This window comes from Aliivibrio sp. S3MY1, from assembly GCF_028765575.1.
In the GTDB taxonomy this organism is placed as follows: domain Bacteria; phylum Pseudomonadota; class Gammaproteobacteria; order Enterobacterales; family Vibrionaceae; genus Aliivibrio.
Window position 1 is genome coordinate 177,053 of the sequence record NZ_JARACO010000003.1, and the last position, 14,252, is coordinate 191,304.

The following is a 14,252-nucleotide window of genomic DNA, read 5'->3' on the forward strand; positions in this document are numbered from 1 at the left end:
TTCAGAATAAGAATCAATTTTCGATCTAAATTAGCCGAAAAAATCGCCAATATTACAAGGTAATAGGTAACTTACAGGTTGTGAGTCTTGTTGTTTAGTAGGGAAGTAGAGTACTATCGCTGCTTCATAATATAGGTAATAGAGATTTTAACTAATGACAACTGAACTATATAAAGACTTCATGTTTGAAGCAGCACACCATTTACCACATGTACCAGAAGGTCATAAATGTGGTCGTCTTCATGGTCACTCTTTTTTAGTTCGTTTGTATGTTGAAGGTGAAGTTGACCAACATACGGGTTGGGTAATTGATTTCTCTGAAATTAAAGCGGCATTTAAACCAACCTATGATCGCCTTGACCATTATTACTTAAACGACATTGAAGGGTTAGAAAACCCAACAAGTGAAGTTTTAGCTAAGTGGATTTGGAACGAAGTAAAACCAAGTTTGCCACTACTAAGCAAAATTGAAATTAAAGAAACATGTACTGCAGGTTGTACTTACCGCGGTGAGTAATCTAAATTAACTGTCATGTTTAGAGAGGGCTGAATTATTCAGCCCTTTTTTATGCCTGCCGTATATGTGCAGTAATTGAAACTAGCGCATGATCGGTACTGAATTGGTCAATATCAAATCTAGGGTTCACAATATGTTGATCTGTCACCGTATAATCAACGACTTCTAAAATATTGCCCGAAAATGAGCTATCAAATTCGTTAGATAACAAGATGTAATCCAATACAGACCCTTTTGATCCGTAGTAATGGGTACTTACTCGCTCTTCCAATAAATCTGCGCCTTTTAATCCACAATAAATATCCCAACTGTCTTTAAGCTGAAATCGAGCAAGATAATCGGTACTGAATTTATCGAATCGAAGTTCATGAGAAAGCAGCCCTTGAAATTCATCATGAAACAAAGGTTTATTAAAATCGCCCATTATAATTACAGGCTGGTTTGATTCTTTGCGTTGCTGAACAATATAGTTATGTAGAATATTCGCTTCTAATCCACGCTGAACCGTCGAAAGCCAAGAGCCCAATTGTTCATCATGAAGTTGATGAAGAGAAGAACGGTTCTCTTCATCCGTTTCGTTACTCTCTTCTGGTTCTTTAGGGCGCTGAGATTTGAAGTGAACGACATAACAGTCAGTAATCCCAAGATGAGGTAGCTCAATAGAGGCATGGACAGGTACGCGATTAAATTCAAATTCAATCCCAAAGCGAGATAATTGAGCTTGCTCGGCAATCACTGGTTGAGCATTTAAAATTGGATAACGTGAAGCAAAGGCAACCACAGGGGAGTTGAAGACATAGCCATCTTCAGATTTTGGTTCATCGACAGTGGCAAAATAGGAATAACCAAGCTCATAAACTAAAGCCTCTAAAGCGCTTGAACTGAAAACTTCTTGAAAACCAATTACATCAGAATTTAACGCGGTGATCTTATCCTTAAACCAGCCTTGTTTCTTCAGCCATTCATCTTGAGTTAGTATATTTTCAAAATCGTAATATGCATTAGGCGGCTCAACAAAGTTGAACATATTGATGGTGGTAAACGTTAGGCTTTCAGGAGATGGCAAATTAGATACTCATGTTGTTATTATCGATGGAATAGACGTTTATTAAACAAAGTATAACAGCATGAAGTAAGGTCAACACCTGCTAATAGTTTTAAGTTTAAAAGCTTATAAAAGTACATAGTTTCGCTCCCAGATGGTATAAAATGGGTATCGTCTTCTCTATCCATCAAACAAGTTGATATTTATGCGTATTTTACATACTTCTGATTGGCATCTAGGTCAAAATTTCTTCACTAAAAGTCGTCGTAATGAGCATCAAAAATTCATTAGTTGGCTACTTGAACAAGTCCAAGAAAATGCCATTAATGCGGTCATCATTGCCGGTGATGTGTTTGATACGGGCGCGCCGCCAAGTTACGCGCGTGAAATGTATAACCAATTTGTGGTGGAGATGAACAAAGTAAACTGCGAATTGATCGTGCTTGGTGGCAATCATGATTCGGTTTCGACACTCAATGAATCAAAACAACTGTTAGCTCATTTAAACGCACGAGTCATTGCGAATACCAATGATGACTTATCCACTCAATTATTAACGCTTCCAAACAGTGATGGTACAGTGGGCGCTATTTTGTGTGCGATTCCATTTATTCGCCCACGTGACGTTGTCACTAGTGTGGCAGGCTCAACCGGTGTAGAGAAACAACAAGCGCTCGGTGAAGCGATTAAACAGCACTATCATCAGTTGTATCAAAAAGCGCTAGAGTTAAGATCTGAGTTAGATCTAGATGTACCTATTATCGCAACGGGTCACTTAACGGCATTAGGCGTTAAACAATCAGATTCAGTTCGTGATATTTATATTGGCACATTAGATGGCTTTGCTGCCGATGGTTTCCCGCCTGCAGATTACATCGCGCTTGGTCATATTCACCGCCCTCAACTTGTGGCTAAATCTGAGCATATTCGTTATTCCGGCTCACCAATCCCATTAAGCTTTGATGAATTAAAATCTCAAAAACAAGTGGTGCTGGTGGAGTTTGATAAAGCAAGCGTAACTCAAATTACCCCGATTAATGTCCCTATGTTTCAACAAATGAAGGCATTAAAAGGCGATTTAGAGACAATAGAGCAAGAATTAGCGCAATTTACAGAGTGTGAAGAAACCACTTGGCTATGCATTGAAGTTGAAGTTCAAGACTATTTATCCGATCTACAGCAACGAATTCAATCCTTAACTCAAGATTTGAATGTAGAAGTGCTGCAATTACGTCGAGCAAGAAATCGCAGTGAACAAACCTTAGCGCAAGAAAAAACAGAAACACTAGCGGAGTTAACGCCTTTTGATGTGTTTACTAAACGTATAGAGCAAGAGACGTTTGAAACAGAAAAAGAGCAACAACGCGCAGAGCGAATGACGACTAAGTTTAAGCAGATTTTGTCAGAAGTAGAACACAAAGATACCGATCCACAAGAAGGTGATGCATGAGAATTTTAAGTCTAAGTTTTTCAAATTTAAACTCATTAAAAGGGGAGTGGAAAATTGATTTCTCAGCGTCGCCTTTTGCTGAAAACGGATTGTTTGCGATTACAGGCCCAACAGGGGCGGGTAAAACGACGATTTTAGATGCGATCTGTCTAGCGCTTTATCATAAAACGCCTCGCCTTGGTGGTATTTCAACCTCAAGCAATGAGATCATGACGCGTGGTACGGCGGAATGCTCTGCGGAAGTCGAGTTTGAAGTAAAAGGCAAAGCGTATCGTGCGTTTTGGAGTCAGCGTCGCTCTCGTGGCAAGGTCGATGGAAACTTGCAATCTGCAACAGTAGAACTTGCTGAAGTGGATTCTGAAAAAGTATTAGCAACGCAAGTCAAAAAGAAAGATGAGTTAATTAATACCATTACGGGTTTAGATTTTTCTCGATTTACAAAATCCATGATGCTTTCTCAAGGTCAATTTGCGGCGTTTTTAAATGCCGATGCCAATGATCGTGCCGGTTTATTAGAAGAGCTGACTGGCACTGAGATCTACGGTCAGATCTCAGAGAAAGTGCATGAGCATTACAGTGCCTCAAAGCAGAAACTGGCCGAGCTTAAAGCCAAAGCAGAAGGGGTTGAGCTACTTTCTGAAGAAGATAAGCAAGCCTTAATCGACGAGCAAACTGAACTGCAAGCCAATCAACAGCAACAGCAAGCTCAACTAGCAGAATGGCAAGCACATGTTGAGTGGTGGGTTGCAGATGCGAAAAACCAACTCCAGTGGCAGCAAGCGGTTGAAAATAACCAGTTCGCGTTAGATAAACAAAAAGAAGCGAGTACTCAGCTACACCGTTTGGCGCAAAGTGAACCAGCCGAAAAATTACGTACACCATATCAATTATGGCAAGAAGCACAAACTCGCTTTGATGGTATCGTAAAAGAGCGAACACTGACTGAGCAATTACATCAGAAAACATCAAGTGAGAGAGAGGCTATTGAGTTAACTGTTAGGCAATTAAAGCAAGTGTTTGATAGCGTTAAGGTTGAGAGTAAATCGTTAGAAGTATTGATTAATGATTCAGTGCAACCGCTAGATATTGCGATTGCACAGTTAATTCAACAATCGCAAGAAAAGCAGCAACAGCTCACGCAAGTGAATACTCGTCTTCAAGATGGCAGTAATAAACAACAACTATTAGAGGCATCATTAACAGAGTTAACCTCTAAATTAGCAGTACTGAATCGCTATGTAGAAACACATCAATCAGATTTGAATTTAGAGCGTTATTTAGGTCAATGGAAGACTCAAGTTAGTTATATTTTACAACAAGATAAAGAAACTGCATCTTTAGCTAGTAAAGTTGAGCAAACCAATAAAATAGTCGCAACTTTACTTGAGAGCATAAGTCAAAAAGAAGCGGAATTAACGCAAGTTCAAAGCGCATTAAATAATGAAACAGAAGCAACGAAAAATGCTGAACTGGTATTTAAACAGCAACAAGAAAAAGGCACTGAAACGGAGTTAACAGAGCAAATCAATGCACTTAATACTCGTCATCATTACCGTGTAGAGTTGAATCATACTAATAATGAGTTTTTACGTGCTGAAAAAGAACAACAGACGTTAAGCGAAGACCAAAAAACGCAGAGTGAAACGATTCTAACATTAGAATCGCAGCGTGCTGAACTTGTTATTGCCTGTAAGCAGCAAGATCAGAAAATCTTAGATTTAACGACGTTAATTGAGCAAGAAGGTGATCTGGTTAAGTATCGTGCTTTATTAGAAAAAGATCATGATTGTCCATTGTGTGGTTCAACGCATCACCCGCTACTAGAAAAAGCCCAAGCATTAGATATTAATCTAACGATACAACGTAAAAAAGAGGCAGAACAAAAGCGAGTTGAGATTGTAGCGCAAGGTCAATCGGTACGTGAGCAGCTAGATTCATTAAAAGTAAAACAAGAGCACACCCAAACTCAATTAATTCAATGGCAACAAACGGAAAAAATGACCAAGCAACAATGGTCAGCATTAATGGAAGTAACGCAACTCACTTTAGCGTTGGGAGATACCAATGGTATTACTCAATTTATGACTGAATGTGAAGCGTCGTTACTCACTTTAAGTGAGCAGATAAAACAATTACGCCAAGCAGATGAAAAGCGCCGAGTTCATCAAACTCAATTACAACAAGTTCAGCATCGCCTTGATACGTTAAATAAAGATCTTAATTATGATCGTCAATCACATCAAGCGGCAACTCAGCAGCTGCAAGATGACAATCAAAAAATAGTGCAGTTACAACAACATCAAACAGACTTGAATCAACAGTTAACCACAGAGATTGAGCAAGCTGGGTTTACTGCCCCAGAGTTTACTCAAATTCAATCTTGGTTTGTGCAAAAAGAACAAGATTTACAGCAAATTCAACAGCAAGTCGAAAATCGTCAAGCACTGCTTCAACAGCAGCAAAAAATGCAAAGTGATCAGGGCCATCTCGCAGAGCAGTTAGAAGATCTAAACTCTCAGCAGCAGGTTTCTCAAACTGAAGTGCAAAGGTTAGCGAGTGAGTTGGAACAACACCAGCAAAAACGGGCTGAGTTATTTGGAACACAAGAGATCAGAGCTGCGCGCACTCTCATGACTGAAAAGCTGACGCTATCAGAGCAAAACTATCACGCTGAAGAACAAAAATCACAAACATTGATACAAGATCTTGCGACTTTAAAGGGCAAGCTAAATAGCCTGATAGAAAGCCACGCAAGCTGTGAAACGTTAATGCTAGAGAGAACTACTGCGTGGCAAGATGCTTTAGTTGAAAGTCCATTGGAAACGCTTGAGCTATTCCACGAGGCGTTGATATCAGAAGAAGAGCGCCAACAGCTATTAAGCTTAAACACTGAAATACAACAAGCAATTGAGCGAACTGGCGCTTTACTAGAGAGTACACAGCAAATCAAAGAGCAGCATTATCAAGCGCCAAAAGCCGTTGAGTGGCAATTAATGCCAAAAGAAGCGGTTGAGGCTGAGTTAGCTCAAGTGAAATCTCAATCTGAGACGTTAGTGAAGCGTGATGGTGAAATCGCTCAAGCATTACGTTCAGACAGCGAGCGTAAAACCAATCAAAAAGCCTTGTTTGAAGCGATTGAAGCGTATCAGTCTGAATACGATGATATTCAATATCTACACTCATTAATTGGTTCGCAAAAAGGGGATAAATTCCGTAAATTTGCTCAAGGATTAACGTTAGAAAATCTCGTCTATTTAGCCAATAAGCAGCTTACTCGCTTACATGGCCGCTATGAGCTTAAACGTAAAGCCAGTGATGGATTAGAGCTGCAAGTGCTGGATACGTGGCAGGGCGATGTGGTTCGTGATACAAAAACATTATCTGGTGGTGAAAGCTTCTTAGTGAGCTTGGCGCTTGCATTGGCACTTTCTGATCTGGTGAGTCACAAAACAAGCATTGATTCACTGTTCTTAGATGAAGGGTTTGGTACGCTAGACAGTGAAACGTTAGACATGGCGCTTGATGCATTAGATAACTTAAATGCATCAGGAAAAATGATCGGTGTAATAAGCCACATTGAAGCAATGAAAGAACGTATTCCAGTTCAAATAAAAGTCACCAAACGCAGTGGATTAGGCGTGAGTGAGCTAGAAAAACAATATAAAAAAGTCAGTTAATTTTGCACAATGTAATGCAGTAAAAGGAATTTGAAATGGGAAAAACAAAACGAGAAATAACACTACGTTTTTTAGCTGAACCGGGGGATGTGAACTTTGGTGGTAAAGTTCATGGTGGTGCAGTGATGAAATGGATCGATTTAGCTGCTTATGCATCTGCGGCAGGGTGGAGTGGTAAATATTGTATTACTGCGTACGCAGGTGGTATTCGTTTTGTTGAGCCTATCTTTGTTGGTAATCTTGTTGAAGTCACAGGCAAAGTTATCTATACCGGAAAATCGTCTATGCACATCGCTATTGATGTGCAAGCGAGTGATCCCAAAGAGCAGAATAATCGCTTAACAACTCACTGTATCGTTATCATGGTTGCGGTTGATGGAAATGGTAAACCGACGACAGTCCCTGAGTGGATACCAGAAACTGAAGAAGACATTAAGTTAAGAGATTCAGCAATCAAGCTAATGAATATGCGTAAAGAAATTGGCGAGGAGATGGAAGCGCATGTTCAATATTTGAAATAAACATTGAGATGGCGTACTAACTGCATTTTCATTGCAATGAATTACTCTAGCCCCTAAATTTAGTGATAAATTTGGGGCTTTTTTGCTCTATTGTTTAAAAGTAAGAAATGGATAAATAACTTAGTAGAGGTCAAAGGGTAGCGGAAACAAGTTTTATTTAAGGGTTGCATTGCTAAGTTCATTATATAAAATGGATCGGGCTACTAGTTTGGTAGTTCGGTCAGTAAAGGATTTACTGGCGTTTTATAAAATGGAATGTGACTAATTAGGATGTACACATGATTTTTCAATTAACATCAGGCCCATTGTTGGAGCCTACAGAAGGTTCTCCTCATCATACTGGTTTCAAGTCATCAGTTGTTTTTTCTCTGCGTTTTTTCTCGTCTCAGTTTCTCGCGTTTCACTTCTTCTCGTATTTTCGATTTCTCCGTTTTTATTCGTAATTAATCAGCTCTAATTTCAACCGCGTTATCTTTGTGGATGGCTTTTTACGCGTTGAATTTGACAAAAAATAAAACTAAAGCTCAAACTCGAATATAGAACGAAGGAATAACAATGAATTTAAAATTAATCGGAAGCTCACTTATTATTTCAGGTACTGCGCTAGGCGCTGGTATGCTGGCAATCCCAATGGTATTGGCTCAATTTGGCCTGATTTGGGGGACTGCATTGATGTTATTGATCTTTGTAGGAACGACTTATGCCGCTTTATTGCTGCTAGAAGCAAGTATTAATGTGGGTGGTGGTTTAGGTATGAACACCATCGCTCGTAAAAGTTTAGGTAAAGGAGGGCAGCTAGTCACGAATGGTTTGTTGTATGCTTTACTTATTTGTCTTCTGATGGCCTACATTTTAGGTGCTGGAGATTTACTCAATAAATTACTTCGAAATGTTGGATTGAATTTATCCTTAGTGCAAAGCCAAATTGCATTTACCTTGGTTTCAGGTGTGATTGTTGCTTCTGGAACGGCAGTGATTGATAAATTAAACCGTGTACTTTTTGCGGTAATGCTATTAATGCTGTTGCTGACTCTTGTATTTTTGGTTCCAGGGATCGAATTAGATAATCTTCTTCAAGTATCAAATTCAAATGGCATTGAATTCGTGCAAACCAGTGCGATTATTTTTACCAGTTTTGGCTTTATGGTTGTTATCCCATCGTTGGTTTCCTATAACCATGAAGCAACGCCAAAGCAATTAAGAAATATGGTGATCATAGGCTCTGCAATTCCATTGGTATGTTATTTAGTATGGTTATATGCAGTGGTAGGTAACCTAACACCAGAGCAAATTACACACTTTTCAAATGTATCAGAGTTGATCTCAGTATTTAGTGCAGAACATGCTTTTATTAGTTTGGTTTTATCTAGCTTTACTGGACTTGCGCTATTGACGTCATTTTTAGGCGTTGCAATGGCATTGTTTACTCAAAATGAAGATACGTTTAAGCAAAATAAAGCAGTAACTTATGTCATTAGCTTTATTCTGCCGTTACTTGGTGCTGTTTATGCCGCGGATCAGTTCTTATCTGTTTTAAGCTACGCTGGGATTATTTTGGTTTTCCTTGCGGTATTTGTTCCACTTGCGATGGTTATTAAGCTTCGTCAAAAAAATGGTCAAACAGCGGATTATTTAGCTGAAGGGGGCGTTGCAATGCTTATCTTCTCTTTTGTTTTTGGTACTTTTTTATTGGTTTCTCAAGTTATCTAGTAACCTAATCCAAAGTTAATATATTTGTGCTCTATGCTACTGGTAGAGCACATACTTTTACTCTTTATGAGTAATCATTTTCACGAAATAAGAATACACAATGAATTTTAAATTATTTGGCAGCGCATTAATCCTCTCAGGAACTGCTCTTGGCGCTGGAATGTTAGCTATTCCTATGGTGTTGGCGCAATTTGGTCTTTTTTATAGCACTTTGTTAATGCTTGTTATTTGTGCCGGGACAACATATTCAGCTTTATTGTTGACAGAGGCATGCGCTAAAACAGAATTGGCTTTTGGTATTAATACCGTTGCAAATAGAACATTGGGTAAGGGTGGCCAAATAGTCACTAATGTTTTGTTTTATTTACTGCTATTTTGTATGCTAATTGCTTATATTTTAGGAGCCGCTGACTTAATTAAGCGTATCTTCTCAATGTTTACTATTGAGATGAGCATTGAAACGGCTCAAATTGGTTTTACTCTTGTCGCTAGTGCATTTGTGGTATGTGGCACCCAAATAATCGATAAATTAAATCGTGTTTTGTTTTTGTTTATGGTGTCAATGCTTGCGGTTACCTTAGTGATACTCGTCCCTGGCATGTCAGTTGATAACCTAATGCAAGTCACGAATACAGATAAAGGAATGCTGCTCAATACCAGTACTATTTTATTTACTAGTTTTGCCTCTATGCCAGTTATTCCATCACTTGTTGCGTATAACAAAGAAGCGACAAGTAAACAGCTTAGAAATATGGTTATTTTAGGATCAATTATTCCTCTTATCTGTTATCTCGTTTGGTTGTATGCCGTCGTTGGTAACCTAAATGCAGATGATATTACGCATTTTTCTAATATTTCAGATCTAATCCAAACCTTTAGTGCTAAGAATGAATATATTGAAATTATTCTTTCTATTTTTACGTCACTAGCCTTGTTGACGTCATTCCTAGGGGTGGCAATGGCTCTTTATAATCAAAATAAAGATATGATTTCACACAATAAAATTGTGGCGTATGTGTGTACTTTTATTCTTCCGTTGCTAGGTGCAAGTCTTGCTGCTGATCAATTCTTGTCAGTATTGGGGTACGCTGGGGTGATCTTAGTATTCCTCGCTATTTTTATTCCATTAGCGATGGTTATTGCTTTAAGAAAGAGAGTAAAAGATAACATAATGCCTCATACCTATCAGGCTGAAGGTGGGAAAGTAGCATTAGGCTTAACATTACTTTTTGGACTGCTGTTATTAATAAGCCAAATTTAATAGAAATTATGATCTAATCCTCTACAATTAACGTAAAAGGCAATGTGTTCTTTGTATAGGGTCAGCAAAATGAAATATTTAATAATTAGTATCGCTGCTTTATTACTTGCAGCATGTTCATCGACACCCCCACCAACATCAAATATAGAGAGTGATTGGCAAGCCTTTGGTTATGAAAGAGCAATCAAAGGTTGGATTGTTCAGTCCGAATCAAAATTGGCCAAATTAGCCGAAGGTAAGATGGTTAGTGATGCTAACTATCAAGCATATATAGCCGGTTATAATAAAGGTCAGGAAGAATACTGTGATCAAAGTGCTTACATGCTAGGTGTTGTTGGCAAGCAGTATAATGGTATCTGTGATAAGTTAGATCCGTTCTTCCGTCAAGATTATGTAAGCGGAATGCAATCTACAGCGGGTGGGATGTAATGGGGTTATTTTATATTATCGAATAAATAGATAAAAAATGGTGGACGATTATTCACCATTTTTTATATGGTCATTTTAAATTAGAGCACTTTAACGATATTAAAGCGGCCCATTTTTTTTAAAATAGGTAAAAAATCTTTGTTCACTTCTAGCATGACTTTTTTGGCTTTACTGTAAGCACTTAACTTATCATTGCCATTACCATGAGAGAATAAACGACTCTTTGGTTTATATTCGCCATCAACGATCTCTTTCCAGCGCACAATATAATAATCAGTGGTACGAACTTCGCCTGAGTGTAGGGTGCGTTTTTTCGTTATGATGTCGGGCTCAAGACTGTGCGGTAGACGTTCGAATAGACTAGGGTAGTTAAGCACCATGCTCCAACAATTACCCCATAGCTCTTTACCAACTTTATTTCGTTGTTTTATCGCTTCTTTTAAGGCTTTCTCTCTGCCTTCTTTTAGGCAGCCAATAGAGCGGTTGTACATACCATCATCAGGTGTATGTATGTGAATTTTGACGCAATTAAATGAATGAGAAATAAAGCGATGCTCGCTGTCCATTCCTGTCCATTCCGCTCGTAATTTCTGTGCTCTTGGAGAAAGAGTATGTTTTTTCTTATTCATAATTGAAATGTACTAATTATTTGCATAAAGGCATTATTGCAGTAACTGATTCATTTGTTAATAGTAAAGGCGCTTTATTCACCAATTTATTGCATATATTTAGTATAGGAGATGTAGAAGGGAAGTTGAGAAATAAAAAGAGGGCGATATACGCCCTCATTATGAACTAATTAAAATCTATCTTGGTTAACAGATAACTTTAATTGCTAAGCCGCCTTGAGAAGTCTCACGGTATTTAGCGTTCATGTCTTTGCCTGTTTCAAGCATCGTCTCGATTACTTTATCCAGAGAAACGCGAGGTGCTGATGAACGACGAAGCGCCATACGAGTTGCGTTAATTGCTTTAACAGCAGCAATACCATTGCGTTCAATACAAGGAACTTGCACTTGACCTGCAACAGGATCACACGTTAAGCCAAGGTTATGCTCCATTCCAATTTCAGCAGCCATACAGACTTGCTCAGGGCTTCCACCCATTAATTCAGCAAGACCAGCAGCAGCCATAGAACAAGCAACACCAACTTCACCTTGGCAGCCTACTTCAGCGCCAGAGATTGACGCGTTTTGCTTGTAAAGGCCACCAATAGCGCCTGAAGCTGCGAAGTAACGGATGTAATCTTTCTCAGTTACTGTTTGGATAAACTTATCGTAGTAAGCTAAAACAGCAGGAATGATACCACATGCGCCATTTGTTGGGGCTGTAACAACACGACCACCAGCAGCATTCTCTTCGTTCACAGCGAATGCGTACATGTTTACCCAATCAACGACTTCCATTGGATCTTTAGACGTCTTTTCAGAAGTCAGTAGTTGTTGACGAAGTGCGGCAGCACGACGAGGTACACGTAGAGGTCCAGGAAGGATGCCTTCCGTGCTCATGCCTTTTTCCATGCAATCACGCATGGTTTTCCAGATCTTAGCGAAATAAGTACGAACTTCATCTTCTGAAAGAATAGCGTGCTCGTTTTTCATCACTAATGTACTAATAGACAGGCCGTTTTCTTTACATAATTCAACAAGTTCTTCTGCAGAATTAAATGCGTAAGGTACTTGGATTGATGATTCAACGTCTTTACCAAAGTGTTCTTCATCAACAATAAAACCACCACCGATAGAGTAATAAGTTTTAGAGTAAACAACCTCGCCATCAACCCACGCATGGATTTGCATACCATTTTCGTGAAGTGAAAGGTTAGTTGTGTGGAAATTCATTCCACCGTCTTTTGGAAATTCTACCGTGTGGCAGTGCATGCCCACAGGTAAGCGCTCTGTTTCTTCAACACGAGCGATGAAGCCCGGAATAGAGTCAATATCTACGTGTTCTGGCGTGTTACCTGCCAGACCCATAATGATAGCGATATCAGTATGGTGACCTTTCCCTGTCAGTGATAATGAACCGTAAACATCAACAGTGATTTTAGTGATATCACGCAGTTTGCCCATACCACGTAAATCGTCGATAAACTCTTTACCTGCTTTCATTGGACCAACGGTGTGGGAGCTAGAAGGACCAACTCCAATTTTGTAGATATCAAAAACACTAATCATGTTATTACCTCGAATAAGCCCCCAAAAGAGGGGGCTTTATTATCATTATTATTAACTTCGTGTAACTAATGCTTATAAGGATTTATAAACTAGTTATTAAAGAGCGCCGTAGATTACAGAAGTTATCGCTGCAACACCACATAATGCTGTAAAGATTTGTACAGGTGCTGAAGTTTTGTACTTAGCCATTGCAGGTACTTTACGCATTGCGAAGATAGGCATTAAGAACAGGATAGCGGCAATCATTGGTGCGCCCATTGTTTCAATCATGCCCAAGATGCTTGGGTTAACGATAGAAACGATCCATGTTGTCACAACGATGAAGATTAGAGAACCTTTTTCAACAGTAGCAAGAGGTGCTTTTGTATGAGACTTAGTTAAACCAACAAGACCTTCATGAGCACCAAGGAAGTGACCGAAGTAGCTTGAAGTAATCGCAGCAAATGCAACGATAGGGCCCATGATAGAAATTAGTGGAGATTCATGAACATTAGCTAGGTAAGAAAGAACTGAGATGTTTTGTGCTTGTGCTTGTGCTAGTTGCTCTGGAGATAAAGAAAGAACTACAGAGAAAACGAAGAACATTACAAAGCTCATTAGCATCATAGCTGCACCGCCAGTGATCATGTCAGTTTTAGCAACTGCATCTTCACCGTATACGCGACGTTGTTCTTTAGAAAACTGGCTAATAACCGGGCTGTGGTTGAAAGAGAAAACAATGATTGGAATTGCTAACCAAACAACAGATGGCATTGAACCCCAATCAGGAGAAACAGACATCATCGATGTGTTCCAACCAGGAATTAGGTATACAGAAAGTGCCATTAGGATAAATACAAGAGGGTAAACCATTGCAGAAGTTGCTTTCAGCATTAGTTCTTTACCAAATACAACACCACATGTCATCAGAGTGATAAGAACGCCTGATAGTAACCAGCGTGGAATTGATTCCATGCCCATTTGGTTAACCATGAAAGAGTCTACTGTGTTTGTAATGCCGACACCGTAAATAAGTACAATTGGGTAAATCGCGAAAAAGTAGGCAAAAGTGATTAGGTTCGCGCCAGTCTTACCAAAATGCTCTTCTACTGTATCGGTAATATCAGCATCTGGATTCTTAGCAGAAAGAACGAAACGAGCCAAACTTTTGTGTGCAAACCAAGTCATTGGTGCCGCGATTAATGCAAGGATAACTAGAGGCCAAAAACCACCAGCACCAGCCTTAATTGGAAGGAATAAAACACCAGCACCTACAGCGGTACCGAATAGGGAAAGACACCAAGTGAAATCTTTATAAGTCCACTTTGTTTTTTTTGCATTTGTAGATGCAGTATTCGTTGTTTGCATAATTTTTCTCTTAATTTTTAGAACAGGAATTTTGGGAACGGCGCTATTGTCGTTATTTTGGCGAAAAAAACTTTGACCCAGATCGGATAATGAAAAAAGATGAACGGAGATCAGAAAA

11 protein-coding genes are annotated in these 14,252 nt (G+C 39.1%); 7 read left to right on the forward strand and 4 right to left on the reverse strand.

The window, feature by feature from the left end; all coding sequences use genetic code 11:
* Positions 1-154 precede the first annotated feature (154 nt).
* Positions 155-517: a 6-carboxytetrahydropterin synthase QueD gene (queD, locus tag PVK62_RS03610; RefSeq protein ID WP_061002237.1), complete on the forward strand. Its 363-nt coding sequence runs from the start codon at positions 155-157 to the stop codon at positions 515-517.
* 49 nt (positions 518-566) lie between these two features.
* Here queD and PVK62_RS03615 read toward each other — a convergent pair whose 3' ends face one another.
* Entirely contained in the window at positions 567-1,583 is a 1,017-nt protein-coding gene (locus PVK62_RS03615; protein WP_443111754.1) for an endonuclease/exonuclease/phosphatase family protein, read from the reverse strand.
* A gap of 184 nt (positions 1,584-1,767) precedes the next feature.
* Here PVK62_RS03615 and sbcD point away from each other — a divergent pair, with 184 nt between their 5' ends.
* From sbcD to PVK62_RS03645, 6 genes are all read left to right on the forward strand, one after another.
* Positions 1,768-3,012 (forward strand): exonuclease subunit SbcD, encoded by a 1,245-nt coding sequence (gene sbcD / locus PVK62_RS03620; RefSeq protein WP_274444581.1) that lies wholly within the window; start codon positions 1,768-1,770, stop codon positions 3,010-3,012.
* Complete coding sequence (locus PVK62_RS03625) at positions 3,009-6,689, forward strand: AAA family ATPase (RefSeq protein WP_274444579.1); 3,681 nt, start codon at positions 3,009-3,011, stop codon at positions 6,687-6,689. The genes sbcD and PVK62_RS03625 overlap by 4 nt, the downstream gene beginning before the upstream one ends.
* A gap of 35 nt (positions 6,690-6,724) precedes the next feature.
* Complete coding sequence (locus PVK62_RS03630; protein ID WP_274444578.1) at positions 6,725-7,210, forward strand: acyl-CoA thioesterase; 486 nt, start codon at positions 6,725-6,727, stop codon at positions 7,208-7,210.
* Positions 7,211-7,765: 555 nt separating this feature from the next.
* The gene (locus PVK62_RS03635; RefSeq protein ID WP_274444576.1) at positions 7,766-8,920 is read left to right on the forward strand and encodes an amino acid permease; all 1,155 of its coding nucleotides are present in this window, start codon (positions 7,766-7,768) and stop codon (positions 8,918-8,920) included.
* A gap of 100 nt (positions 8,921-9,020) precedes the next feature.
* A complete protein-coding gene (locus PVK62_RS03640; RefSeq protein WP_274444575.1) occupies positions 9,021-10,181 on the forward strand; it encodes an amino acid permease in 1,161 nt (386 codons plus the stop codon).
* A gap of 69 nt (positions 10,182-10,250) precedes the next feature.
* A complete protein-coding gene (locus PVK62_RS03645; RefSeq protein WP_274444574.1) occupies positions 10,251-10,610 on the forward strand; it encodes a DUF2799 domain-containing protein in 360 nt (119 codons plus the stop codon).
* An 80-nt stretch (positions 10,611-10,690) separates the two neighbouring features.
* Here PVK62_RS03645 and PVK62_RS03650 read toward each other — a convergent pair whose 3' ends face one another.
* From PVK62_RS03650 to PVK62_RS03660, 3 genes are all read right to left on the reverse strand, one after another.
* Positions 10,691-11,239 (reverse strand): hypothetical protein, encoded by a 549-nt coding sequence (locus PVK62_RS03650; RefSeq protein WP_274444573.1) that lies wholly within the window; start codon positions 11,237-11,239, stop codon positions 10,691-10,693.
* A gap of 186 nt (positions 11,240-11,425) precedes the next feature.
* Entirely contained in the window at positions 11,426-12,787 is a 1,362-nt protein-coding gene (locus tag PVK62_RS03655; RefSeq protein WP_274444571.1) for an L-serine ammonia-lyase, read from the reverse strand.
* A 96-nt stretch (positions 12,788-12,883) separates the two neighbouring features.
* Positions 12,884-14,134 carry an aromatic amino acid transport family protein gene (locus tag PVK62_RS03660; protein ID WP_274444569.1) on the reverse strand — a complete coding sequence of 417 codons (1,251 nt, stop codon included), beginning with the start codon at positions 14,132-14,134 and terminating at the stop codon, positions 12,884-12,886.
* Positions 14,135-14,252: the final 118 nt, after the last annotated feature.